This is a genomic window from Gibbsiella dentisursi, assembly GCF_039539505.1.
Lineage (GTDB): Bacteria > Pseudomonadota > Gammaproteobacteria > Enterobacterales > Enterobacteriaceae > Gibbsiella > Gibbsiella quercinecans.
In genome coordinates, this window is record NZ_BAABDG010000003.1 from 53,964 (window position 1) to 79,990 (window position 26,027).

Genomic DNA, 26,027 nt, shown 5'->3' on the forward strand with positions numbered 1-26,027 from the left:
CTTTCACCAGTTTTCCAGAAAACGGGCCGATTGTTCAGGGTAACTTGTCTGAAAAGACAAAATAGGACAGGATCACCCCATCTTCAGGCCAGTGATAATCAGGGTATGTCGCCATTTAACCCCACGCTTTTCCGTAACCAGTTCCCGGCGCTCCGCCGAAGCGGTATCTATCTCGATAGCGCCGCCACGGCGTTGAAACCGCAGGCCGTCATCGACGCCACGCAGCAGTTCTATTGCAGCAGCGGCGCCACCGTACACCGTAGCCAACACCGTGCCGCACAGGATCTGACCGCCCGCTTCGAGCTGGCGCGCCAGTGGGTGGCCGAATGGCTTAATGCCCCTTCAGCGCAAGACATCGTCTGGGTGCGCGGCGCCACCGAGGCGATCAACCTGGTGGCGCAAAGCTACGCCCGCCCGCGCCTGCAGCCGGGTGATGAGATCATCGTCAGCGAAGCAGAACACCACGCCAACCTGATCCCGTGGTTGATCGTCGCCGAACAGACCGGCGCCAGGGTGGTTAAGCTGCCGCTAGGGGGCGATCTGCTGCCCGATTTAGCGCAGTTGCCGACCCTGCTGACCCAGAAAACCCGCCTGCTGGCGCTGACGCAGATGTCCAACGTCACCGGCGGTTGCCCGGATCTGGCACAAGCGATCGGCCTGGCCCATATGGCCGGGGCAGTGGTAGTGATCGACGGTGCGCAGGGGATGGTCCACCGCCCGGTGGATCTGCAGCAGTTGGATATCGATTTTTACGCTTTTTCCGGCCACAAGCTGTATGGCCCAACCGGTATCGGCGCGCTGTATGGCAAAAGCGAATTGCTGGCGCAGATGGCCCCGTGGCAGGGCGGAGGGAAAATGCTCACCCAGGCTTCCTTTAACGGCTTCACCCCGCAAAAGCCCCCGCACTGCTTTGAGGCGGGAACACCAAACATTGCCGGCGTGGTCGGCCTGGCGGCTGCGCTGGAGTGGTTGCGCACGCAGGATATGGTCGGGGCCGAACGCTATAGCAGCGAACTGGCGGCAAGCACGCAGCAGCGCCTGGCGCAGTTGCCCAGTTTTCGCAGCTTCCGTAGCCCCGGCGCCAGCCTGTTGGCATTTGACATCGCCGGGATTCATCACAGCGATATCGTCACCCTGCTGGCCGAACAGGGCATTGCGCTACGCGCCGGCCAGCACTGCGCCCAACCGCTGATGGAGGCGCTGGGGGTGAGCGGCCTGCTGCGCGCCTCCTTCGCCCCGTACAACACGCCGGAAGATGCCGATGCGCTGGTCAACGCCATGATCAACGCCATCGCGCTGCTGGCCGATTAATCCGATGACCGGAGGAACCATGCTCGCCCCTCATCCGTTTGGCAACACCCTAACCACAGGGACGCTGGCCGCCCGGTTCGCCCCGCTGCGCCAATGGGAAGATCGCTATCGCCAGGTGATCTTGTTGGCCAAGCAACTGCCGCCGCTGCCGGAGGCGCTACGCACGCCGGATATTGAACTGAGCGGTTGTGAGAACCGTGTGTGGCTGGGGCACCAGTTGCTGGAAGACGGAACGCTGCACTTTTATGGCGACAGCGAAGGCCGTATCGTGCGGGGGTTACTGGCGGTGTTGCTCACCGCCATAGAAGGCAAAACCCCCGCAGAAGTGTTAACGCAGGATCCCCTGGCGTTATTTGATCGCCTGGGGCTGCGCGCCCAGCTTAGCGCCACCCGGGCCAGTGGGCTGGCGGCGCTGGCTGCCGGCGCCAAAGCAGCGGCGGCGCGCTACGCCTGACGCGCCGCCTTCGCCAGCATTTTCTTCAACGCGTGGGAAACCGCCACAAAACCAAAGGTGGCGGTCACCATGGTCGCCGCCCCGAAGCCGGCGCTGCAGTCCATCCGTTTTGGCCCTTCCGCCGTGCTGCGTGACGCACACACCGTGCCGTCCGGTTGCGGGTAAACCAACGGTTCGCTGGAGAACACGCAGTCAATCCCCAGGCGGCCCTTGCTGTTTTTCACCACGTTGAAATCATGCTTCAGGCGCTCGCGCAGTTTGGCGGCCAGCGGATCCTGAATGGTTTTGGCCAGATCGGCCACGGCAATGCGCGTTGGGTCGATCTGCCCACCCGCGCCGCCGGTGGTGACCACCGGGATCTTAAAACGGCGGCAATAGGCCAACAGCGCCGCTTTTGGGCGCACGCTGTCGATGGCATCAATCACATAGCTGAAGTTTTGCGCCAGCAGTTCGGCAACGTTATCCGGGGTAATAAAGTCATCTACACAGGTCACGCGGCACTCGGGGTTAATGGCCTGAATACGCGCCGCCATCACCTCGGTTTTCGACTGGCCCACGTGCTGGCGCAGCGCGTGAATTTGGCGGTTGGTGTTCGTTACGCACACATCGTCCATATCAATCAGGGTGATGGCGCCGATGCCAGTGCGCGCCAGCGCCTCCGCAGCCCATGAGCCCACGCCGCCGATGCCGATCACGCACACATGCGCCTGCGCAAACAGCGCCAACGCCTGCTGGCCATATAAACGTGCCGTGCCGCCAAAACGCTGCAGATAGGCTTCCGAATAGGGTGTACTCATAACGCGTTACTTACCTTAACGATTGCAAATGACAAGGGCCGGAAGATCCGGCCCTGGCTTTGGGCGCAGCCCTGCATGGGAGCACCGCGGGAAACAGGTGCGCTCAGCGGTTAACCAGCAGCGAACCGCCACCGGGTGCCGGCGAGTTGGCGCTAAACAGCGTACCCGCATTCGCCCCTTTCAGCACCCAAACGCGACCATAGTGGTTGTAATAACCCGCTGCGTGGCCGGCCTCTGGCCCAATGCCCTGATAAATATCGAAGTGCTGCCCTTTAATGGCGCCGCCGACGTCCAGCGCCACCATCAGGCGCATCTCATATTTTCCCGTGAATTTCCCCTGGTTGTCCAGCAAGGGTACTTCCGCCAGCAGCGTGGTGCCAGCGGGGATCAGGGAACGATCGGAAGCAACGGAAGCCTTGGCGATCAGCGGAACAGCGCTTGCCCCTTTCACCGGCGCAAACGCCTCTGGGCGGAAGAAGACAAAGGAAGGATTCTGCTCCAGCAGTTCACGCACTTCCGCTTCACTGTGGGTTTCCGCCCAATGGCGAATCGCCTGCATGGACATATCTGCCCTGGCGACTTCGCCGCGATCAATCAGCACTTTGCCGATGCTGCGGTAGGCGTGGCCGTTTTTGCCGGCGTAGCCGAAGAACATCAGTGGTTGGCCGTCGCCAAAGTCCACATAGCCGCTGCCCTGGACTTCCATCATAAAGTTGTCCATCAGCGAGTTGGTGTAGGCGATAACGTAGCGATCATCGAGAGCGCCTGAATAGATACCGGCGCGATCGGGCAGGCGGCTACGGCCTTTTGGCGGCATACGGTACAGCGGATAACGGAACTCACCCTGCCGGGTATAGCGCGCCTGCACCACCGGCGTGTAGTAACCGGTAAACTGCACGTTGCCATAGTTGTCCACGCCTTCCATCTGGAAAGCGCTCAGCCCAAACTGGCCCAGTTGGCGCGTATCGCCGCCGGCGGCGACCCAGCGCTGCACCGCCTCATAGGTTGGCGTATTACGGTTAAACAAAGCAGGAGACGCATACTGGATCTCCATCAATTGATTCGAATAATCTTTGGCATTTGCCGGCATGCCCTGCGCATTGGGGCTATTGACCAACTCCAACGACTGATCAAAATGGCCGTCCTTATACTGCTGCCCCCGGTCCGTCGGCTTGGACGAACAGCCCGCCAACACCGCTATTACCAATCCGCCCAGCAGATATTTGCCCCAACGTCCTTTCATTACGCTTGCTCTCATACTGAATTAACCCACCGGCGAACGATAACAAACCCCTATAGATAAAGGAATCGCTGCAAATAAAAAAACCACGCGTATAACGATGAAAAAGAACGCGAATTGGGGAGAAATTCAACAAAAAAACGGCTTACGTTCAATTAATTGCAAAAAGGAGTTGCAAGATAATCCATGCAGCGTATAGTGCGCATCCATCGGACGCGGGGTGGAGCAGCCTGGTAGCTCGTCGGGCTCATAACCCGAAGGTCGTCGGTTCAAATCCGGCCCCCGCAACCAACCGATGCTGTACCAGCAGCATCACAGTAAAAAGTTGGTTTCGATAACATAAGCATTAAGACGGACGCGGGGTGGAGCAGCCTGGTAGCTCGTCGGGCTCATAACCCGAAGGTCGTCGGTTCAAATCCGGCCCCCGCAACCATTTTAATGAATGACATCAAACACCTTAACGGGTGTTTTTTTGTATCTGCCGCCCGTGAAATGGCCCTTCCCACGGGCACATGCGCCGGTGCTTACTGTGCCCGCGCGCCGCCGTTCGCGAAGTATGCCTTGATCCCTGCCAGAATCGATTCGGCCACCTGCTGTTGAAAATGGCTGGTCTTCAATTTACGCTCTTCTTCCAGATTGCTGATAAAGGCCGTTTCCACCAGAATGGACGGAATATCCGGCGCTTTCAAGACGGCAAAACCGGCCTGTTCAACGCGGTTTTTATGCAAGCGATTGATTTTCCCCATCCGGCCCAGCACTTCCTTGCCAAACTTCAGGCTGTCGTTGATGGTGGCGGTCTGCAATAAATCCAACATGGTGTGATCCAAATAGCGATCGCCGCTTTTACTGACGCCGCCAATCAGATCCGATTCGTTCTGGGTTTGCGCCAGGAATTTTGCCGCCGAGCTGGTGGCACCTTTGGTCGACAGGGCAAACACCGAGGATCCGCGCGCCGCGCGGCTAGTAAAGGCATCGGCATGAATCGAGATAAACAGATCGGCACGCTGTTTACGCGCTTTGGCGACCCGCACCCGTAACGGAATAAACACGTCTTCGTTGCGCGTCATGTACACCCGCATGTTAGGTTCACGCTTGATCAGGCTGCTCAGGCGGCGGGCAATCTGCAGCACGATGTCTTTTTCGCGGGTTTTATATTTGCCAATCGCCCCCGGATCCTCCCCGCCATGGCCGGGATCGAGCATAATGACAATCGGCCGATCGCGCCCGGCCTTACCGGCCTGGGTGGCCTGCGCCCGCGCCGGTAGCGTGCGCTCAAGATCTCCTTTATTGTAATCTTCCAGCAACGCCAGCAGCGGATCATATTCTTCACCCTGCGCCGTCCCACCGCTGGGGTACAGATCCATCACCAGGCGGTTGCGGTATTCCGCCACCGGCGGCAAGGTAAAGATATTGGGCGCCACAGGCTGTTTCAGATCCAACACCAGCCGCACCGTATTTTTATCGAACTGCCCTACGCGAGCCTGCTGCAGGTAAGGATCGTTGGCATTCACCTGCCCGGCAATGCCCTTCAGGACGCTGTTAAGGTGCACGCCTTCAATATCAACCACAATGCGATCGGGGTTGGTGAGCGCAAACTGTTTATAGTTAAGCGCAATATTGGATTCAAGCGTGATACGGGTATAGGTGGAAGAAGGCCAGACGCGCACGGCGACGATATGCGATACAGCAGCCAAACCAACGCGACTCACACTCAGCAACCAGGTTGCAGTTACGCCCTGCAGAAAACGGCGACGACCCAGATTGTGATTAGCGTTTGGCATGCGGCTCCGACATAAAAATAGGCTAAAAAAACATCAATGGTTACAATGCCCAAAACTTTAACTAATCCGCCATACGCTGTCATCAGAAAATATATCGATGTTTTTTCAGTTTATTAATGAGTTAGCATTCATGATTCGGCAATCCAAGATAATTCCCACTTGCCATTGCGCCAAGAAAGAATAAAAATACAAAAATATCGTATAAATATGCAAAAGAGGTTTTGCCGTGAAGGAACGTAGTACAGAGCTGGTTCAAGGATTCCGTCACTCAGTTCCCTATATCAATGCACACCGTGGCAAGACGTTTGTCATCATGCTGGGCGGTGAAGCCATTGAACATGAAAACTTTTCCAATATCGTCAACGATATTGGCCTATTGCATAGTCTGGGTATCCGCCTGGTCGTGGTGTATGGCGCGCGCCCACAGATCGACAGTAACCTGGCGGAACATCACCTTGAGCCGGTTTACCACAAATATACCCGGGTAACCGATGCCCAAACGCTGGAATTGGTAAAGCAGGCCGCCGGCCTGCTGCAGTTGGACATCACCGCGCGGCTTTCCATGAGCCTGAACAATACGCCGCTGCAAGGCGCGCATATAAATGTGGTGAGCGGCAACTTTGTGATCGCTCAGCCGCTCGGCGTGGATGACGGCGTGGACTACTGCCACAGCGGCCGCATCCGCCGTATTGATGAAGACTCCATCCATCGCCAGCTCGACAGCAACGCCATCGTGTTGATTGGCCCGGTCGCGGTTTCCGTTACCGGCGAAAGCTTCAACCTGACCTCGGAAGAAGTGGCCACCCAGTTGGCGATCAAGCTGAAAGCAGAGAAAATGATCGGCTTTTGTTCTTCGCAAGGCGTGACCGATGCCGATGGCAACATCGTTTCAGAGCTTTTCCCGAACGACGCGCAAAAACGCATTGAAGAGCAGGAAGAAAGCGGCGATTACCTGTCCGGCACCGTCCGGTTCCTGCGCGGCGCGGTAAAAGCCTGCCGCAGCGGCGTGCGCCGCAGCCACCTGATCAGCTACCAGGAAGACGGTGCGCTGGTGCAGGAACTGTTCTCACGCGATGGTATCGGCACCCAGATCGTCATGGAAAGCGCCGAGCAGGTGCGGCGCGCGACCATCAACGATATCGGCGGTATTCTGGAATTGATCCGCCCGCTGGAGCAACAGGGGATCCTGGTGCGCCGCTCACGCGAACAGTTGGAAATGGAGATCGACAAGTTCACGATTATCGAGCGCGATAATCTGACCATTGCCTGTGCCGCCCTCTACCCGTTCCCGGAAGAAAAGATCGGCGAGATGGCCTGCGTGGCAGTGCACCCTGATTATCGCAGCTCGTCGCGCGGTGAGCTCCTGCTGCAGCGGGTGGCGAGCCAGGCGCGGCAAATGGGGCTAAGAAAGCTGTTCGTGCTGACCACCCGCAGCATCCACTGGTTCCAGGAGCGCGGCTTTACCCCGGCGGATGTCGATGTGCTGCCGATGCGTAAGCAGGCGCTGTACAACTATCAGCGGCGTTCAAAAATCCTGCTGGTCGATTTGTAATCCTCAAGGGGCGCCATTGCGCCCCTACCCTTCCGCCGTCAGCAGGCGCTCGGCCAATCCGCTGCGGCGCTGGGTCGGCGTATTGATGGCGCTCAGCAAAACCTTGTCCACCGCATAGAGAGAAAGCTGGCTGCGCGCGCGCGTGATAGCGGTATACACCAACTCGCGCGTTAATACCGGCAGCATATGGTTCGGCAACACCAACAAGGTGTGATCAAACTCCGAGCCTTGCGATTTATGCACCGTCATCGCGTAGGCGGTTTCATGCGCCGGCAGGCGGCTTGGCTGCACCGATTTGATACTGCCGTCCGGCAGTTGAAAGTGCACGCGCAGCTCGCCACTGCCCGGTTCTGACAACGCAATGCCGATATCACCGTTAAACAACCCCAGCGCGCTGTCGTTGCGGCCAATCATGATCGGGCGGCCCGGATACCAACGACCCAGGCTGCCGCTGGGCCGGTTAATCGCCCCCGTGCGCTGCAGCCCGGCTTCAATCCGCTCATTTAACCCCACAACGCCAAACGGCCCTTCACGCAATGCGCACAGCACTTGAAAACGGCCAAAGGCTTCCAGGGTTTGCCCGGCATCCGCCCCGGCGGCCATCTGCGCCAGATAGTCACGGTAGCCCGCCACGCAGGCGGCCAACAGCGCCTGATAATCGGCGGTTTCCGCCAGCGGATAGCCGTGAAGATCGCCAAAGCGGCCATCCAGCGCCGCCAATGCCGCTTTGCCGTCGCCGGCGTTGACGGCAAACGCCAGTTGCCCGATACCCGAACCGGCATCAAAGCGGTAGCTTTTGCGCAGCAGGCACAGGCTATCGCGCACCGCCGCGCTGCCTGCGTTATCCTGCCCAGGCACCACATAACCGGTCAACCGGGCCAGTTGGCTCGCCCGTGCCGTGCTGTAGCCCTGTTCGGTAAAGCGGCAAATATCGCCCAACACCGCCCCCGCCTCCACCGACGCCAACTGATCGCGATCGCCGAGAAAAATCACCTGCGCATGGGCGGGCAAGGCGGCGATCAGGCGCGCCATCATCGGCAAATCCACCATTGAGGCTTCATCCACCACCAGCACGTCCAGGTGCAGCGGATTGCCGCGGTGGTAACGCATCCGCTGGCTGTTCGGCTGCGCGCCCAGTAAACGGTGCAAGGTGGCGGCCTCCTGCGGGAACAGCGCCTGCTGCGCCGGCGTCAGGGCCAGCTTACGGCTGGCCCGGCCCAGCGATTCGGTTAACCGCGCCGCCGCTTTACCGGTCGGCGCAGCCAGTTGAATGCGCAAGCGCGCCTCGCCGGCCAACTGCACCAGCGCCGCCAGCAGTTTGGCGACGGTGGTGGTTTTGCCGGTGCCCGGCCCGCCGGATATCACCGCAATCCGGCGCGTGGCGGCCACCGCCGCGGCGATTTTCTGCCAATCCGGCTCCCCAGCGGCGGGGCCAAACAGACGATCGAGAATGTCACGCAGGCGTTGTTCATCCACCGCCGCCGGCACGCTTTCACTGCCGATAAACGCCGCCACCTCGCCTTCGCTCTGCCACATGCGCTGCAAATACAGGCGCTGACGTTGCAACACCAGCGGCGTAGCCTGGCTGCCGTCACTGACCGCCGCCCAGGCACCCAGGCTTTGCTGCCAGCCTGCAGCCCCCGGCTGCCCGGCTGCCGCCCACAAAGCCTGCGCCAGCGCCGGGAAACGCCCTTCAAACAACAGCGCCGGCTGCAACTGATCCAGCGCCAGGCAAACATGGCCAGCGCCAGCCTCTGCGCTCAGGCAAGCAGCGGCCAGCAGGCGATCCGGCTCATCTTCCCCCGCCACAACGCGGGCAAACTGCACGTCCAACGGGCGCAGTGCCCCCAGTTCCACCGCCTGTTCCAGCAGATCAATCATGATTCATTTTCCTCTGCGGCCGGGGCAGCGCCAAACAGGCTATCCATCCCCTCGACCAGTTCCTGCGCCGGGCAGCAGGTAAAAATGCCATTGCCGGGATGCTCAACATCCACACCGCGCAAAAACAGGTAAATAACCCCGCCAAAGTGGCGCTGGTAGCTATAGCCCGGCAGACGGTGGCGCAGATAGCGGTGCAGCGCCAGCGTATAGAGCTGGTATTGCAGATCGTAGCGGTGTTCCGCCATCGCCTGTTCCATGGCCGGCCGCGTATAGGCCGCGCTGCTTTCGCCCAGCCAGTTGGATTTGTAATCCAGCAGATAAAACTTGCCCTGCCAGCAGAACACCAGATCGATAAAGCCCTTCAGCATCCCCTGCACCTGTTGGAAATCCAACGGCGGGCAGTTGGCGGATAGCGGATCATGGCGTTTTGCCAGCGCGTCCAGATCGTGCGCCTGCAACATGCGGCTAATGGGCAGATAAAACTGCAGCTCAGCCTGTTTATGCTGCGGTGCCAGCGCCGCCAGCACAATCCCGGCGTCATTCAGCGGGGTGTTCAGCAACGCCTGCATCCATTGCGCCAGCACCGGCAGCCACTGTTCGTCGATACCGTTCTGCTGTAGTTGTTCTTGTAGCCAGCTTTCATCCAACGGCTGGCTGAAATCCAGAGTTTCAAACAGGCTGTGCAAAAACGTGCCGGGTGCCGCGCCGCGCGGGAAGGTGTGCGGGGTAAGCGCGGGCTCAGCCTGTTGCGCTTGCTCGCCGGCCGCATCGATATCCAGGCGCGGCAGCAGTTCCTGCATCAGGCCCGCGCCGTGCTGCTGCAGGCCGGTATAGCTGGTTACGCGCCAATTGTCCTGCACCCGGCGGGAAAAGCGTTTTGCCGCCAGTTCCACCGCCGCATCCTGCTGTGGCTGCCACGCCTGTTCATCCGGCGCCTCAACCAGCGAAAGCGCGATACCGTCGCCGGCCAACTGTTGCAGGCACGTTTGCAGGTAAACCGCATCCCCGGCGTCGCCCGCCTGCACCAGATAGCCCAGCGCGCTGTGGTGCAGATCGGTTTCCCCCTGCTTTTTACGGCTGCCGTGAATCAACGGCGCAATCCCGATGCTACAGTGATAAACCGAACGGGTCAGCGCCACATACAGCAGGCGCAAATCCTCCGCCAGCCGCTCCTCTTCCGCCCATTTTTTGCTGTCTTCATCGGCGTTCAGATCAAGCAACGCCTGGAAATTGCTGCGGTCGTGGTACAGAACCTGCTGCTGCAGGCGGAAATTGCCGACAAACGGCAACCACACCAGCGGGTATTCCAGCCCTTTCGATTTGTGGATGGTGATCACCTGTACCAGGTGGCGATCGCTTTCCAACCGCAGTTGCTGGTTGTCGGACTGGCGGTTCGGCTGCGCAATCTGCTGCGCCAGCCAACGCACCAGCGCATGTTCGCTGTCGAGCAGGGCCGCCGCCTCCTGCAAAAGCTCGCCCAGGTGCAGCACATCGGTCAGGCGTCGCTCGCCGCCGGGGCTTGCCAGCAGGTTTTCCGCCAAATGGCGTTGCTTCATGATCTCGCGCAGCATCGGCAGCACCCCACGCGCCAGCCAGTGCGTACGGTAGTGGTCAAATTCATTAACCAAGGTGTCCCAGGCGCGTTCATCGCGATTCAGCGCATCCAGCGCCGGCGCATCCAGCCCCAACAGTCCGGTGGCCATCGCGCTGCGCAAGGTGCGCTCCTGCTCCGGCGCCAGCACCGCCTGCAACAGCCACAGCAAATCTTTGGCCTCTGGCGTATCAAACACGCTGTCCCGGTTCGACAAATAAACCGAAGGAATAGCCAGTTGGCTTAAGGCATCGCGCACCAACGCCGCTTCGGCGCGGCTGCGCACCAGAATAGTAATATCCGATGCCTGCACGGCCCGACGCTCATCGCCATTGACCAACCAGGCGCGGCCGGCCTGCCCGGCGCTTAGCCAGTCGCGAATTTGCGCCGCGCACAATCGTGCCATGGTTTGTTGGTAATCACTTACCCCCACGCCTTCGCCTTGCTGCAGCCAAAACTGCATCGCCGGCTGCGGGCGGGCGTCAAGCTCAAACCCCAGCCCGTGATTCTTCGCCGCCGCCGCCACGTTGATAAAGGGGATCTGGCTGAAAATGAATGGGTTTTCCTGCCGGGTGAACAGCCGGTTAACGCTGCCGACCATCGCCGGGGAGGAGCGCCAGTTGGTCTCAAGCGTATAGTGGGCGCTCACCTCTGAACGGGCGCGCATATAGGTAAAAATGTCGGCGCCGCGGAAGGCATAAATCGCCTGCTTGGGATCGCCAATCAGCAGCAGGCCGCACTCCGGCCGGCCAACGTAAAGGGTTTGAAAGATGCGGTATTGCTGCGGATCGGTATCCTGAAATTCATCAATCATCGCCACCGGGTAGCGCTGGCGGATCGCCTGCGCCAGCGCCGCGCCGCCGCGCCCTTGCAGGGCGGCATCCAGGCGGCTAAGCAGATCGTCAAAGCCCAGCTCAGCCCGCTGGCGCTTTTCCTGCTGGATGGAGGTGCGGATCTCACTCAGCGCCCGCGCCATGATTAAGTCACGCAGGGTTAACGGCTCATCAAACAGCGCGTCAATCGCCGTGAACAGCGCATGTCTTGGCGCCTCGCCCTTTTTGGTTTTATCCAGCAGCACCGACTGGCGGAACTTTTCCAGCTCCTTCGGCAGTTGGTAATCCTGCGTTTCCAGGCCCGCCCATTCGCTGACCTTGCTGAGCCAGTTAGGCAAATACCGTGCGCTGTAGCTACGTTTATCAACGCCAGAGGCAACGATCAGCGCTTCGATTTCCCCGGCGGCCGTTTGCCAGTGGCTTTTCACGGCGTCAATGCGCGCGACAATCTGCGCATGGCGCATCAGCACGGTCTCATCGGCTGGCGGCGGCTGGCGCAGCGCCGGCGCTTCACCGTGCAGGAAGCCGGCCAGATCGGCCAGCAGCGCCTCGGGGCCGCTCCACTCCTGGCTCACCACCCGGGCGATAGCCAGCGGCAGCGGGTAGCAGTGGCGGCGCCAGAAGTCCGCACAGGCCTGGCGGCGCAGCGGCAACTCATCCTGCACCAGGGTTTGTTCAAACAGAATGCCGGATTCGAAGGCATTGTGGGTAAGCATTCGCTGACAAAAGCCGTGGATGGTGTAAATCGCCGCTTCATCCATTTGCCGCTCGGCCGCCAGCAGTTGGGCCGCCGCGTCGGCGTGATCGCCAATCTGCGCCAACAGCGATGCCATCAGCGGATCGTCACTGTGGCCACGCACGCAGGCGATACGCAGCGCATGAATATTACTGCGGATACGCCCACGCAGCTCTTCGGTCGCCGCTTCGGTGAAGGTCACCACCAGGATTTCTTCAACCGTCAACGGCCGGGGAAACGCCGAGGCTTGCCCCAGGCCAAGCAGCAGGCGCAAATACAGAGCGCCGATGGTAAAGGTTTTGCCCGTCCCCGCCGATGCTTCGATCAGCCGTTCGCCAAACAGCGGCAGCGCCAGCGGATCAAGCGCCTGTGGTGCCGCCGTCATGGCGTAGCCACCTTGCGCGGCAAGGTCTGTTGCAACGCAGACGCGCTGGGATAAGTTACCCAACCGTCCTGCACCGCATATTCCGCCGCTTGCTGGCCGTTACCGCTGATCTGTGAAAGCACCGCCAGGCCCTGCGGCTCAAGCACCGCCCGGTGGAAAAAGTCCGCCAGCGCCGCTGGCGACAGCGTTTTTATCTGCGCGATCAACTTTTCACGGGTATCAAAGGCGAAATTGCCGCGATCAAAATCGTTGCTAACGCGGCCGGCTTCCTCGCTCAGGGTTTGCGGCCGCTGTTTAAGTTCGTTGATCGCGGCCTGTTTATACTGTTCGAACTCCGCTGCACCAATCTCACGCAGGCGTTTTTCGGTCTTCAGGTAAAAATCCTGATAGCGCTGATAAAGATAGCCAGGCTGCTTGCTGTTGCTTTGCAGCAGGAAGCCAATCCCCCACTGACGCCCAACCGAAATCGGGAAGGCGAATACCGCATAGCCCAGTTGTTCTTCAGTGCGCAGTTGGCTGTAAAACCAAGGCTGAATAATCTGCCCCAGCAGCGAGCTGTGCGCCATGCCGGCAACCTCATCGTAGCCGGTTGGCACATAGGCCGCGGCCAACGCCGAGTCGGTGCTGCTGCCCGCACGCTGTAAATTGGCCAACTGTTTATTCACCACCTGCACGTTTTCACCGTGCCACCAGGACACACCGGTGCAGCCCAGGCGGTGTTTCAGCGTTGAGGCCAGCGTATCCACCTGCTGTTTGCTCATGTTGCCCACCACCAATAGTTCGGGGGTGGCATCGACCAGCAGGCTGTTGCGATAAGCGATCACCTCTTCCAGGGTGATGGATTTCAGCAGTTCCCGGCGCGCCTGACGCTCGGTATAAGGGACGCGGGACAGCGCCTGGATCGGCTGGATAGCCAGCTCAAACGCTTTCCCTTTCTCTGCGGCATCCAGCTTCTCCAGATACCAGGACTTGGCCTGCGCCAGTTGATCCGCCGTCGGGGTAAAGCCGGCATATCCTTCGATTAACGCCGTCAGCAGCTTCGGCAAACGCTGGGTGAAGCCGTTGGCGTTGAACAACAGGCCGTTGTCCGGCGCGGTGGAAAAACTCAACCCGCCGACGGATGCCTGATAACTCAACTCATCCAGCGCAATACCGGCCAGGTAGTCGGTCAGCGAAAACAGCACCTGGTTGCGCGCCGAATCCATGATTTTGGCGTTGCGGAACGCCACCGTGACATCGGCTTTCGGCTCGTCGGCAAAATAGCGGCTTGGCATATACAACACGCGCAACCCAGGTTGATCCACCACCAGCTCCGGTTTCGTGAACGTGCGCGAAGGTTTGGTCAGCGTAAAATCGTCTGGGATATAAGGGTTCAGCGCCGGCAGAGAAAGGCTGATGCCCTGGCCGAGCTGCTGCCACTGTGCAAAGCGCGACGCCGCGATTTTATCAACCTGGTACGGCGCGCCGACGAAATAGGCGGTTTTGTTATGTGGTTCATCCGGGCTGATAAACCAGACACGGGCATTCTGCGGCGTCATCTCATCCAGGCGAGCGGCAATCGCTTTAGGATCGAAACGGTCGGCCAGATAAGGCGCATCCAGGGTATGTGCAACCGGCACCCGCATCATGGTGTCCACCAGCCATTCAATATATCCCATATCGCGCGTAATGGACGGGTAACGGAAGTCCAGATTCAGCACGTGGGCTATCTCATCAAAATAGCTTTGTTTGATGCCTTCATGGCGCAGCATCGTCAGGTAGTTGAAAATCGCGGCCACCACTTTGTCGCGCTGCGCCAGCCCCTTATCCGTTAGCGAAACGCTGATGACAAACACCCCGCCGTTGCGATCGACCATCGGATCCGCCCCGGCGTTAATTGCATCGGCCAGCCCTTGCTGCTGCAGCCAGTCAGACAGCGTGTTCTGGCTGCGGTTACCGATCAGGTAACCAATGTAGGTATCGGTTTTGCTGCGAAATTCCGCGCTGTTGTTGTCAATGCGGAACTCCACCTTCAACTGTTTGCGTGGCTGTGCCGGCACATAATGAATAATGATGCCTTTCTGTTCCTGGGTTGCGGCAGGCACGGCGATCGCCGGCACGCTGGCGTTGCGATTGGGCACGCGGCCAAAGGTGCTGCTGGCCAGCGCCGCCAACTGCGGCAAAGACTGATTGCTGTACAACACGCCGACCATCAGGTTCGCCGAATAGTAGCGTTGGTAAAACGCCGTCAGCTCATCGTGCAGCTTACTGCCTGGCTTATCCTGCAGCGTTTCCAGGTTGCCGCCGGAAAAGCGGGCACTGGGATGCGCCGGATTGAGCGTTTCCGCCCCCACCTGCGCCATACGCATACCGTCGCGTGAACGCGCCATGGTCAATTCGGCGTTAACGGCATTACGCTCTTTGTTGGCATTTACCGGATCCAGTAACGGCGCGGCGAGCGCATCCGCCAGACGATCGACAGCAGGCTCCAGCGCATCGTTCTCGACCTCCAGATAATAGGCGGTGCGATAAGAGGCAGTGCTTGCATTATGGCTGCCGCCGTGCTTTTTCAGGAACTCGGTGAGGTTTTCCGGATCGGGATAACGCTGGGAGCCCATCAGCACCATGTGTTCCAGATAATGCGCCAACCCAAGCTGGCTATTGGGATCTTCGAGCGATCCCACGGGCAACGCCAGCGCCGCCAGGGATTTCGTCGCCTGCGTATCGGAAACCAGCAGCACCGTCATGCCGTTTGCCAGCGTGATCGCCTGGTACTGGCGCTTATCGTAGGCACTTTTATGAATGGTTTCCGTCTGCGGCTGCCATCCTTGTTCTGCCCAGGCTAACGGCGCCAAAAACATCACGAATAAGATCAACCCGGCAATGCGAGCCAACTGTTTACGCATATCCAAAATGAACCCCTATGCAAACACCGCCTGCGCCATTCCCTGACGCCAACCGTGCGATAAAAAAATCACCCAAATGCTATGCTCTTTACAACCCGCCATACGTCAAGCCGCCGCAGCGCTAGCGTTTCTGCAACGCGCATTACGTTGGCGAGAGACTTCTTTTACCACTTCCCCCTGACCGGCACCACCGGCTAAAAACTAGCCCAGATTGTGCCTGATCACCGGCAAAAGATAACGCTCTGTTTCCGCAATAATTTCCGCCAGGTGCGCAGGATCCATTTGCCGGAAGACACGCTGAATATAGGGATCTTCCCCTTCTCCCGGAATGCGCTGATCCCCTTGCCACACCTGCAGCAGTTTGACGCGCGCCTTGGCCTGCACCGCCTCATCCCAGTCAATCTGTTGGGTTTCCGGCTGGTAACATTGGCTTAGCCATGCCCAACCGCTTTTATTTAGCAGCATCAATGGCTGGCACATCCCGCGTTGGTAGCCGGCGATCAGTTCAGCCAACTGTTGCTGCGCATCTTCAACCGCTAACGGCGCAAAACGCCAGGCGGTATTTTGGCGCCCGTAGATACGGCTTTCGCCATGGCCGCCCGCGCAACAATACACCAGGTGCTCCAGCCATAACAGGATGCCATCGACGGCGGAAAGCGCGGCCGGGCGCCAGCGCAACAGGCCATCGTCCTGCACCTGGTGCAGCCAGCCGTTAATCTGTACCCCGGCAACCTCGATATCCAACTCTAGGCTGGCCCCCTCGAGGCGCTCTTCAGACACCCGCTGCGCCAGTTCAGCCATCTCTTCCTGCTGTTTTTGCCAGTAAATTTCACCAAAGGCGCCATAGGGCAGGCCGCCGCCGGCACGGACCCGTTGATACAAGCGCATGGCGTCTTCCCCATCAATCAGCGCGTTCAGCAATTGGCTATTGAACTGATAACGGCTGAGATTATCCAGCGTGAAGGGCTCTTCGTCCGGCAGTTCGGTTTCTTCCAAAATGAAGTTCACGCCAAGGCGCAACTGGAAGAACGCCCGAATCGGGTGGCGATAAAAACGCTGCAGTTGGTCCAGCGAAAGCGCCTGCGACGGCGCCCGTTCGTCCGGCGGCAGCGGTTGGTTAAACGGCGGCAGCGGCGCGCCATGCCCGCCCGCCGCAGGCAGCCATTCGGCGGCATAGCTTTGCCGATCGCTGCCCGGCAGGAAGTTTTCCGCGGCAAACGGCATGCGCGCATGCCAACACAGCAGATGTTCGGCAACCTTGCGCGCGCTGCTATCGGCATCTAGCGTTTCATCCCCGGGCAGATAATAGCTCTGCTGCAGATATTCCAGCAGCTCGGCCACCAGCACCGAAGGATAGCGCTCACTGTTGTCCTGAATGGAACGGCCGATAAAGCTGATATACAATTTTTGCTGCGCGGACAGGATCGCCTCCAGGAACAGATAGCGATCGTCATCACGGCGGCTGCGATCGCCGCGCCGAACCTGCTGCGCCATCAGATCAAACCCTAACGGCGGCAGCGTACGCGGGTAAACGCCGTCATTCATCCCCAGCAGGCAAACCACTTTGAATGGGATGGAACGCATCGGCATCAGCGTGCAGAAATTAATCTGCCCGGCGAGGAAACGCTGGCTGATGCGCTCCTGATCGAGCCGGGCCGCCAGTTCATCACGCAAGAGCGTCAGCGGCACCATATCCGGGTAGCGCGCGGCCTGCCCGTAGCCAATCACCTGCTGCCACTGCTGCTCAATCAGCGCCAGCACCACTTCGGTATCGCTGTCGGTGCTGAAGAAAGCGTTCATCAATTGGCGGCACAGCGGCAACCACTCCGCCAGCGTGCGCGCTTCGCCCAGCCGCAGGCGCCATTGGCTGAGCTGCGCCAGCAGTTCGGCCAACTGGCCCGCCAGTTCCGCCACCAGGCCGCTGGATTCATCATAAGGCAGCACGCCCTGCCAATCCCCTGCGTTGCTGTCCATCGCATAGCCCAGCAGCATCCGCGTAATGCCAAAGCGCCAGGTATGCTGGCCGGTGGCCGGCAGCGCCAGCTCACGCACATTGTCGTCGTCCAGCCCCCAACGTACGCCGGACTCCGCCACCCAGTGGCGCAGCAGGCGCAGCCCGTCTTCCTGAATGGCGAAGCGCGCCGCCAGCGCAGGCACTTCCAGCAGCGCCAGCACCTGTTCAGCGGTGAAGCGGCTTTGCGGCAGATCCAACAGCGCGATAAAAGCCTGCAGCACCGGGTGCGCCTGGCGGGCCTTACGGTCGGAAATGGCAAACGGCAGGTAGCGCTCTTGCGCCGCATTGCCGAACACCGCCTGAATGTAGGGGGTATAGCTGTCGATATCCGCCACCATCACGATAATATCGCGCGGCGTGAGCTGCGGATCGTCAGCCAGCATGGATAACAGCTGGTCGTGCAGCACTTCCACCTCGCGCTGCGGGCTGTGGCAGGCGTGCAGGCTGATGGAACGATCGTCAGGATCCAACAGGCGCTTGCCGTTGCTGGATGCCAAGGCGCTCTGGCTGATTACAATGACGGCGTGATCTTCCAGCTCCAGCATATCGTGCTGGACCGCATGCAGAAGGTTATCCGGCGCAATATCAACGAAGGCGTCCACTTCCTGCGTGGCTTGCATTTGCGCCAGCAGATACAAGTGATCGCGCCCCAGTTTGCCCCAGGAGGCCAGCAAAGGGTTGCTTAGCTGTTGCTCCCCCTCGTCATCAAACAGCTGCGCGGCCTGCTCCGGCTGCCGAAATAGCCCCTGTTCCAATGCCTGATGGTAGCGGCGGCGTTTCCGGCTTTGCAGCCGCGCCAGGAAAGCGTAATCCTGAATATCCCCCCAGTAATAGCGGCAGGGGTTGGTGAACATCAGGTGGATATCAATATGTTTGCCCAGCGCCTGTAAGGCATCCAGGTATACCGGCGGCAACGCGGAAATCCCGCAGATAAAGACCCGCGGCGGCAGGCCGGGCGGGCACGCATCCGCCTTATCCAGCGCGGAAATAAAGCGGTGATACAGGTTGGCGCGGTGCCATTCGGGCTGCTCGAGCGCCCGCGTATACTCGACCAATTTGCTCCACAGCGGCGCCTGCCACTGCTGGGCTTCGGCCAGTTCTTCAACCCGCTCCCCCCGCTCCCAGCGCTCCAGCCACTGGGGGCGATAAACCAGGTATTGGTCGAACAGATCCGCCACGCGGCCAGCCAACTGGTGAATTTTGCGTTTGTCGCCGTCGTCGGTCAGGTAATGCTGTAGCGGCGCAAACGCGGGCTCCGGCAACAGATCAGGCAGCAGCCACATCAGCTTCCAGGTCATGGCATCTTTACTGAATGCGCTTTCCTTAGGGATATCGGGCAGCACCCGGGTAAACATGTCCCAGATAAAGGATGCCGGCAACGGGAAAGCGATATTCGCGGCGATGCCAAACTGCTCGGCCAACTGCATCTGCAGCCACTGCGCCATACCGGGGCTTTGCACCAGCACCACTTCCTGCTGGAATGGATCCGCCAGCGGGTCACGGGCGATCAATGCGCAGGTTAACGTCTTGAGCAGATCCAACTGATTGGAATGGTAAACCGTAAACATGAGGCTCCTTAACAGCTTGAGGCCGGCTTAACCGGGCGAGCAAAACCAGCGGCTCAGCGCCGCTTCTTGCCGCAAGGGGGTACGTATCCTGACCACCACCCGCTGGCAGGGCGGATCAACGATAACGCGTTGAATATCAGCCTGCCAACCCGTGGGCAACGGCGCGGCGTTTTCCGTTTGCCCGCTCGCCGCAACGCTTTCCAACTGCCGGTGCGCCAATGCCCAGGCCTGGCGATACTGCCACTGGCGCTGGAACCCCTGCAATAAAACCTGCTGGTATTGTAACAGGCCCAGCAGCGAAACGGCGAACAGCAACGCCGCCAGCAAAACCTCCAGCAGGCTGAACCCGCGTTGCGTTGGCGCTCGCCCATTGGCGGGACAGACACGCCGATCAGCCGTCACAGTCAGCCGCATTCTTTTCCGGGCAAAAATCCAGCCAGCCCCCCGGTTCAGCGCTCAAGAGATCGCCAGTGCCCGGCACCGTTAGCGCATACAGCCAAAACGGTGACGCATTGCGCATTTCCCCCATACCGCGCAACACCACGACGCCTTCCCTCGAGGCAGGCCTGGCGCAGGCTTTCAGGTTATCGCTCCCCTGTTGCCGGCAATGCCAGGCGCCGGCGCGCAGCTCGGCCTGCGGCCAACGCTGCGTTAAGCCCCAGGCTAACGCAGAGGCCGCCTGATTATAGGCCCGCAGATATTGCTGCTGATCGGCCGCCATCAGCAATGCGTTATCCAACTGCCGCTGCTGCGCCGTCAATAGCATCAGGCCCATGGCTAACAGCAACAGCACCGCCGCCAGCGTGCTGCCCCTTTGTTGCGCCGGCACGTTCATCGCGCCTCCAGAGCGATCGCCCAGCGCATGCTGCGGCGAATGTCGGCGTTAAACGCCGAGCGACCGGTTAATGCCAGCGCCACCTGCGTTTTCCCGCTCATCCCTGGGGTAACCGCCACGGTAAAGGCCTCGATGATAATATCGTCCTGATCAAATACCCGCTCCCAGCCATTGCCGCGGCAGTGGGTTACGCCACGCTGCGTTTCCAGTGCTCCGCGGCGCAAACGGTAGCCAAACTGCTCCGCGTCGCTGCCGCCGGCGACTTCCCAGCGGCCATTGCGGTTCAAATCGTAAGTGACAATAACGCAGCTGCCGGTGGCTTCGCCTTCGGCATTGCCGATCAGCAATGGCTTACCCGTACATTGGCCCGCGCAAAAACCGGCGCGGCGCAGATCCTTTTCGATACCAAAAGCGATTTGGCGCAGGGTGACTTCCAGGCGATAGTGTTGCCCCAGCGCCAAAGTTTGCTGGCGTAGCAAAGGATAGGTTTTTGCCGCCGCTATCGCAATCAGGCTGCCGAAGGCCATGGCCAGCAACACCTCCGGCAGGGTGAAGCCACCTTCCCGTACTAGCATGAGGTTATTCCTCCGATCGCTACGCCTTCGCTGCATAACCGCAGCCGCCCTTTGGCGGATAGCACCACCCGCACGTTGCCCACCCCATTGCCAAGCGTAATGTGCCCAGCCTGGGCATTGTTGCGTAATCCATAGAACCCCATCTCCTTTTGGGTAACGTCCTTAAGCGCCACATCGGGGTGCTCGGGAACAAACAGCCAGGCGTTGCCCGGCCGGCATGGCTGTTCACTGCCGCCGCTGCCAATGCACCAGGGCTCGCCCTGCCGAAACCACAGCAGCGCCGTGCGGTTGCGCCAATGGGCATCGGCCTGCAACCGGGTAAGAAACGCCAGCAGTTGCTGGGCCGTTTGTTCCAGCCGCAGCGCCTGTTGCTGGCGGCGCCACTGGCTAATCCCCCAACCGGTCAATATCGCCACCAGCGCCATAACGGCCAGCAGTTCCAGCAGCGTGAACCCCCGCTGCTGCCGAAGGCTTTCCATCCGTTTGATCTTCATGGGCGTGAGGATACCTGCCCGGCAGCATCAGGGGCAGCGGGTTGTTTTCAGGTTGGGAAAGACATGGCGAAAAGATGTTGCAACCGGCAGGGAAACCGTCCGCTATGCGGCGTGCGCCACAAAAAACAAGCTATCCGGCTGGCGGCAGCAGGCAAAAAAACAGGGGCGCAACATGGTTGCGCCCCTGAGAGGAAAGCGGTGTATCGCCCGGCTTAGATAGCAACCGGTGCTTTGATCGCCGGGTGAGGATCGTAACCTTCAATGGCAAAATCATCAAAGCGGTAGTCAAACAGCGATTCAGGCTTACGTTTGATGATCAGTTTTGGCAGCGGGCGTGGCTCGCGCGTCAACTGCAGTTGGGTCTGTTCCATATGGTTGTTATACAAGTGGGTATCGCCACCGGTCCAAACAAAGTCGCCCACAGCCAGATCGCACTGTTGCGCCATCATGTGCACCAGCAGCGCATAGCTGGCGATGTTAAACGGCAGGCCGAGGAACACGTCGCAAGAACGCTGATACAGTTGGCAAGAGAGCTTGCCATCCGCCACGTAGAACTGGAAAAAGGCATGGCACGGCGCCAGGGCCATTTGATCCAGCTCGCCCACGTTCCAGGCGGAAACGATGATGCGGCGCGAGTCAGGATCCTGCTTCAGTTGCTGCAGCACGGTGCTAAGCTGGTCGATCTGCCGGCCGTCGGCCGCGCCCCAGGCACGCCACTGTTTGCCGTAAACCGGCCCCAGATCGCCGTTTTCGTCCGCCCACTCATCCCAAATGCTCACCTTATTTTCGTGCAGATAGGCAATGTTGGTGTCGCCATTCAGGAACCATAACAGTTCGTGGATAATTGAGCGCAGATGGCATTTTTTGGTGCTCACCAGCGGGAAACCTTCCTGCAGGTTGAAACGCATCTGGTGGCCGAAAATCGACAGCGTGCCAGTGCCGGTACGGTCGGCTTTAGGGGTGCCCTCAGCGAGCACTTTTTTCATTAAGTCCAGATACTGTTTCATTTTTCCTCACAAACGGTTATTGCTGCGGGCGACGACGGTACGCCCAAATCATCATAATAATACCGGCCAGCACCATCGGAATCGACAGGATCTGCCCCATGCTGATCATGTTATCAAACAGGCCGAGTTGCGCGTCAGGCTGGCGGAACGCTTCGACGATAATCCGAAACGCCCCATAGCCAATCAGGAACAACCCGGAAACGGCACCCATCGGACGGGGCTTGCGGATAAACAGGTTCAGAATGATAAACAGCACAACCCCTTCCAGCAGCAGCTCGTACAGCTGCGACGGGTGGCGCGGCAAAACGCCGTACTGATTCAACAGCGGCAGCCATTTAGGATCGGCCACGGCGATGGCCATATCCTCAGTGCGCGAGCCAGGGAACAGCATCGCCCAAGGCACATCGGTGGTGACACGGCCCCACAGTTCGCCATTGATGAAGTTGCCGAGCCGGCCGGCGCCCAGGCCAAACGGGATTAACGGGGCGATAAAATCCGACACCTGGAAGAAGTTACGCCCGGTGCGGCGGGCAAACCAAAACATCACCAGAATAACGCCGATCAGGCCACCGTGGAACGACATGCCGCCGTCCCACACTTTGAACAGATACAGAGGGTTATCCAGGAACAGCGGTAGGTTGTAAAACAGCACATAGCCAACGCGGCCGCCGACAAACACCCCGAGGAAACCGGCGTACAGCAGGTTCTCCACCTCATCCCGGGTCCAGCCGCTGCCCGGTTTATTGGCGCGGCGAATGGCTAACCACATGGCAAAAACAAACCCCACCAGGTACATCAGCCCATACCAATGCAGGGACACCGGGCCGAGCGAGAAAATCACCGGATCAAACTCAGGAAACGCCAGATAGCTATTGCTCATCTATCACCACAATAAGTCTATTGTTCTACCCATCCACAGGCGGATGGTGCCAAATACGGCGAAACACAGCTGCGATAAATCATCTTGCCACTGCCTTCAACGCAACCAGTGGAACCTGCCAACCAAAATTGAACGGTATGACGGCCAAAGACGCGCATGATAGCACAGGCACAACCCCGACCGGATTGGCCCGCTGGGAAAAGTTCTGTAAAAAAATCAGACAGCCGCTGCCTTCAGCGGCCGCCGCGGATCAGCCCGCCCATGCCGCGCCGCTCCATAAACGCCGCCACCAGGTGGCGCACTTCGCTGGTCATTTGGGCATTCAACACACGCTGGGCCAATGCTTGCGCATCCTGCAAGGCAATGTGCCGCAGCAGGTACTTAATGCGCGCCACGCTGCGCCCGTTCATGCTCAGGTTGCGGAACCCCATGCCGACCAGCAGCAGCGCCCCCATCGGATCGCCGGCCAGCTCGCCGCACAGCGCCACCCGCAGACCGGCGGCTTCCCCCTGGCTGACGATCAGTTGCAGCACGCGCAGCATGGAAGGATGCAGGCCATCGTACAACGCGGCCACCCGGGTATTGTTGCGATCGACCGCCAACAGGTACTGGGTGAGATCGTTGGTGCCGACGGAAATAAAATCCACGCGCCCGGCCAAATGCGGGATCAGGAAGATCATCGAAGGCACTTCCAGCATCACGCCGATCTGCGGTTTGGGGATGGCGTAGCCGAGCATCTCTTCCACCTCATGCCCGGCGCGATCGATCAGGCGTTTCGCCTCGTCTATCTCATCCAGGCTGCTTACCATCGGCAGCAAGATGCTCAGGTTGCCCGTGCCGGCATTGGCACGCAGCATGGCGCGCACCTGAATCAGGAATATCTCCGGCTGATCGAGCGTAATACGAATGCCGCGCCAACCGAGGCAGGGGTTCTCTTCGCTGATCGGCATATACGGCAGTTGCTTATCCGCGCCGACATCCAGGGTGCGCAGCGTTACCGGCTTTGACGGGTAAAGCTGCAGCATGCCCTGATACTGCGCGACCTGCTCCTCTTCGGAAGGAAAGCCGCTTTGCAACATGAACGGGATTTCGGTGCGGTACAGCCCCACGCCGTCGACCCGGCCGCCAAGCAGTTGTTCATGTTCTGGGCTTAGGCCGGCGTTGAGCAATATCTGCACCCGTTCGCCGCTTTGCAACTGTGCCGGCTGCTCAACGTCCCCTTCCGCCAGCTTGCTGAGCTCTTGTTCTTCGGTAATCAGCCGCTGGTATTCCTGCACCAGCACCGGCTCCGGATCCACCAGCAGCTCGCCGCGGTAACCGTCGACGATCAGCAGGCGCTGGCTAAGCAACGCGGGCTGAATATCCGCCCCCATCACCGTCGGCACGCCCATGGCGCGCACCAGGATCGCCGCGTGCGAGTTGGCGGCGCCATCGCGCACCACCACGCCGGCCAGCCGATCCTGCGGCACTTCCGCCAGCAGGGTGGCGCTCAGTTCTTCGGCCACCAAAATAAAGCGCTGCGGCCACTGGGTGGCGCCGTGGGTGGTGTCGTCAAGGTAGAACAGCAGGCGTTGGCCGAGTGCGCGTAGATCGCTGGCGCGCTCGCGCATGTAGGTATCCTTCAGCTTGGCGAACTGTTCGGCAAAGGCTTCGATCACCTGCTTCACCGCCCATTCGGCCACCGAGCCGGCGTCAATTTCGGCAAACAGTTCGCGCTTCAGGCGGGAGTCGTTCAACAGGTGGGAATAAAGATCAAAAATAGCCGCGCTTTCTTTTTGCGCGCCGGCGCTAAAACGCTTGCTGAAGCGGCGGAACTCCGCGCCGGCCTCTTCCAGCGCGTGCGTCAGGCGCTCACGCTCCCTGGCGGTATCCAGCGTAGAAGCCTTGTACACCTGTTCGAGCGTGGGCTGGCTGCTGTCCTGCCAACCTTCCGCCACCGCCACGCCCGGCGCGGCGGCCAGCGCGCGCACACGCGTTTGGCGATACTGACCGAAAATGGCATTGAGTTGCGACTGCGAGAGGATCCCGGCCATTTGTGTGGCCAGGGTGACCATAAAGGATTCTTCACTTTCATCGAACTGGCGCAGCTCACGCTGCTGCACCACTAACACGCCAAGCAGTTGGCGGCGGTGGATGATCGGCACCCCGAGGAAGGATCGAAAACGATCTTCCTTTACCTGCGGCACATACTTGAAGCTGGGGTGGCTCTGCGCATCCGCCAGGTTGATGGGCTCCGCACGGCGCCCCACCAGCCCAACCACGCCTTCATCAAATGCCAGCGCCACGGCGCGCCCGCGCGGTTTTTTCAACCCGCGCGTCGCCATCAGGTAATAACAGCGGCGATCATTGTCAGCCAGATAGATAGAGCACACTTCCGTATCCATCGCCTGACAGGTTTCGTTGACCAGAATATCCAACGACTCTGCCAAACTGGCCGCACCAGCCACCTTTTCAACAATTTCTCGCAAGCGCGTCAGCATAGTCTGCTTAACTCAACCTCTCTTTCTACGGTAGGGGGGAGCCTGCCGTTGCGGCGCCGGCTCCTGCATCGGCATGACGGTCACGGAGAATTCCTTCATCACCCGGCGATAGACATCACGCTTGAACGACACAACCTGCCGCACCGGATACCAGAAGCTCACCCAGCGCCAGCCATCAAACTCGGGCGTGCCGCTGCGCTGCATGTTGATATCCGCTTCGTTGCACATAAGCTGCAGCAGAAACCATTTTTGCTTTTGGCCGATACATACCGGCTTTGTGTCCCAACGCACCAAACGTTTTGGCAATTTATAGCGCAACCAGTTACGGGTTGAGGCCAGGATACGCACATCCTTTCTGCTCAAGCCCACTTCTTCGAACAGCTCACGGTACATCGCTTGCTCAGGCGTTTCGCCAGGGTTTATGCCGCCCTGGGGGAACTGCCAAGAGTGTTGACCGTAACGGCGGGCCCATAGGACCTGCCCCTGACGATTACAGATTACGATACCAACATTCGGGCGGTAGCCATCATCATCGATCACCGGACTACCTCGATAAGCATAAATTCGTAAAGATGACCTGATTGTTTCACACATGCCACAGGCGGTAAACCACTGCTTTGCAGCCGTGCGCGCCGGATAACATTTGGATAACTCACAGATAATGGCAAAGTTATAAACACACGTTGGCCTCGCAGGGCGCTTTTATTCACTTTTTCTGTGGATAGGTG

At 59.6% G+C, this 26,027-nt stretch carries 18 protein-coding genes and 2 tRNA genes; 5 read left to right on the forward strand and 15 right to left on the reverse strand.

Features of this window, described 5'->3' with window-relative positions; genetic code table 11:
* The first annotated feature begins 105 nt into the window (after positions 1 to 105).
* Entirely contained in the window at positions 106 to 1,311 is a 1,206-nt protein-coding gene (csdA, locus tag ABFX35_RS11010) for a cysteine desulfurase CsdA (RefSeq protein WP_346081024.1), read from the forward strand.
* A 19-nt stretch (positions 1,312 to 1,330) separates the two neighbouring features.
* Positions 1,331 to 1,765, forward strand: coding sequence for a cysteine desulfurase sulfur acceptor subunit CsdE (gene csdE, locus ABFX35_RS11015; protein ID WP_346081026.1), 435 nt, complete (start codon positions 1,331 to 1,333; stop codon positions 1,763 to 1,765).
* On the opposite strand, the gene tcdA is transcribed toward csdE, so the two are convergent.
* Entirely contained in the window at positions 1,756 to 2,562 is an 807-nt protein-coding gene (gene tcdA, locus ABFX35_RS11020; RefSeq protein ID WP_095847427.1) for a tRNA cyclic N6-threonylcarbamoyladenosine(37) synthase TcdA, read from the reverse strand. The genes csdE and tcdA overlap by 10 nt on opposite strands.
* Positions 2,563 to 2,665: 103 nt before the next feature.
* On the reverse strand, positions 2,666 to 3,805 hold the full coding sequence (gene mltA, locus ABFX35_RS11025; RefSeq protein ID WP_279029009.1) for a murein transglycosylase A: 1,140 nt from the start codon (positions 3,803 to 3,805) through the stop codon (positions 2,666 to 2,668).
* A 211-nt stretch (positions 3,806 to 4,016) separates the two neighbouring features.
* Here mltA and ABFX35_RS11030 point away from each other — a divergent pair.
* Positions 4,017 to 4,093 (forward strand) — tRNA-Met (locus ABFX35_RS11030).
* 65 nt (positions 4,094 to 4,158) lie between these two features.
* Positions 4,159 to 4,235 (forward strand) — tRNA-Met (locus tag ABFX35_RS11035).
* A 91-nt stretch (positions 4,236 to 4,326) separates the two neighbouring features.
* Here ABFX35_RS11035 and amiC read toward each other — a convergent pair.
* Positions 4,327 to 5,583: an N-acetylmuramoyl-L-alanine amidase AmiC gene (amiC, locus tag ABFX35_RS11040; protein WP_279024946.1), complete on the reverse strand. Its 1,257-nt coding sequence runs from the start codon at positions 5,581 to 5,583 to the stop codon at positions 4,327 to 4,329.
* Positions 5,584 to 5,809: 226 nt separating this feature from the next.
* On the opposite strand from amiC, the gene argA reads away from it, so the two are divergent.
* Positions 5,810 to 7,135, forward strand: a complete 1,326-nt coding sequence (gene argA / locus ABFX35_RS11045) for an amino-acid N-acetyltransferase (protein ID WP_346081029.1) — start codon at positions 5,810 to 5,812, stop codon at positions 7,133 to 7,135.
* A 24-nt stretch (positions 7,136 to 7,159) separates the two neighbouring features.
* On the opposite strand, the gene recD is transcribed toward argA, so the two are convergent.
* From recD to rppH, 12 genes are all read right to left on the reverse strand, one after another.
* The gene (gene recD, locus ABFX35_RS11050) at positions 7,160 to 9,016 is read right to left on the reverse strand and encodes an exodeoxyribonuclease V subunit alpha (RefSeq protein ID WP_346081031.1); all 1,857 of its coding nucleotides are present in this window, start codon (positions 9,014 to 9,016) and stop codon (positions 7,160 to 7,162) included.
* Positions 9,013 to 12,561 carry an exodeoxyribonuclease V subunit beta gene (gene recB / locus ABFX35_RS11055; RefSeq protein WP_279024952.1) on the reverse strand — a complete coding sequence of 1,183 codons (3,549 nt, stop codon included), beginning with the start codon at positions 12,559 to 12,561 and terminating at the stop codon, positions 9,013 to 9,015. The genes recD and recB overlap by 4 nt, the downstream gene beginning before the upstream one ends.
* A complete protein-coding gene (gene ptrA / locus ABFX35_RS11060) occupies positions 12,558 to 15,446 on the reverse strand; it encodes a pitrilysin (RefSeq protein ID WP_279024983.1) in 2,889 nt (962 codons plus the stop codon). Before ptrA ends, recB begins: the two co-directional genes overlap by 4 nt.
* A gap of 201 nt (positions 15,447 to 15,647) precedes the next feature.
* Positions 15,648 to 19,028 carry an exodeoxyribonuclease V subunit gamma gene (recC, locus tag ABFX35_RS11065; RefSeq protein WP_346081034.1) on the reverse strand — a complete coding sequence of 1,127 codons (3,381 nt, stop codon included), beginning with the start codon at positions 19,026 to 19,028 and terminating at the stop codon, positions 15,648 to 15,650.
* A 27-nt stretch (positions 19,029 to 19,055) separates the two neighbouring features.
* On the reverse strand, positions 19,056 to 19,442 hold the full coding sequence (locus ABFX35_RS11070) for a prepilin-type N-terminal cleavage/methylation domain-containing protein (RefSeq protein ID WP_346081036.1): 387 nt from the start codon (positions 19,440 to 19,442) through the stop codon (positions 19,056 to 19,058).
* Positions 19,420 to 19,863 carry a YgdB family protein gene (locus ABFX35_RS11075; RefSeq protein ID WP_346081038.1) on the reverse strand — a complete coding sequence of 148 codons (444 nt, stop codon included), beginning with the start codon at positions 19,861 to 19,863 and terminating at the stop codon, positions 19,420 to 19,422. Before ABFX35_RS11075 ends, ABFX35_RS11070 begins: the two co-directional genes overlap by 23 nt.
* The gene (locus tag ABFX35_RS11080; protein WP_279024960.1) at positions 19,860 to 20,438 is read right to left on the reverse strand and encodes a prepilin peptidase-dependent protein; all 579 of its coding nucleotides are present in this window, start codon (positions 20,436 to 20,438) and stop codon (positions 19,860 to 19,862) included. Before ABFX35_RS11080 ends, ABFX35_RS11075 begins: the two co-directional genes overlap by 4 nt.
* Positions 20,432 to 20,932 (reverse strand): prepilin peptidase-dependent protein, encoded by a 501-nt coding sequence (locus tag ABFX35_RS11085; protein WP_346081041.1) that lies wholly within the window; start codon positions 20,930 to 20,932, stop codon positions 20,432 to 20,434. The genes ABFX35_RS11080 and ABFX35_RS11085 overlap by 7 nt, the downstream gene beginning before the upstream one ends.
* A 212-nt stretch (positions 20,933 to 21,144) precedes the next feature.
* Entirely contained in the window at positions 21,145 to 21,939 is a 795-nt protein-coding gene (gene thyA / locus ABFX35_RS11090; RefSeq protein WP_095847416.1) for a thymidylate synthase, read from the reverse strand.
* 16 nt (positions 21,940 to 21,955) lie between these two features.
* The gene (gene lgt / locus ABFX35_RS11095) at positions 21,956 to 22,819 is read right to left on the reverse strand and encodes a prolipoprotein diacylglyceryl transferase (protein WP_121525541.1); all 864 of its coding nucleotides are present in this window, start codon (positions 22,817 to 22,819) and stop codon (positions 21,956 to 21,958) included.
* A 233-nt stretch (positions 22,820 to 23,052) separates the two neighbouring features.
* A complete protein-coding gene (ptsP, locus tag ABFX35_RS11100) occupies positions 23,053 to 25,299 on the reverse strand; it encodes a phosphoenolpyruvate--protein phosphotransferase (protein WP_121525540.1) in 2,247 nt (748 codons plus the stop codon).
* Between the two features lie 12 nt (positions 25,300 to 25,311).
* Entirely contained in the window at positions 25,312 to 25,839 is a 528-nt protein-coding gene (rppH, locus tag ABFX35_RS11105; RefSeq protein ID WP_346081043.1) for an RNA pyrophosphohydrolase, read from the reverse strand.
* Positions 25,840 to 26,027 lie beyond the last annotated feature (188 nt).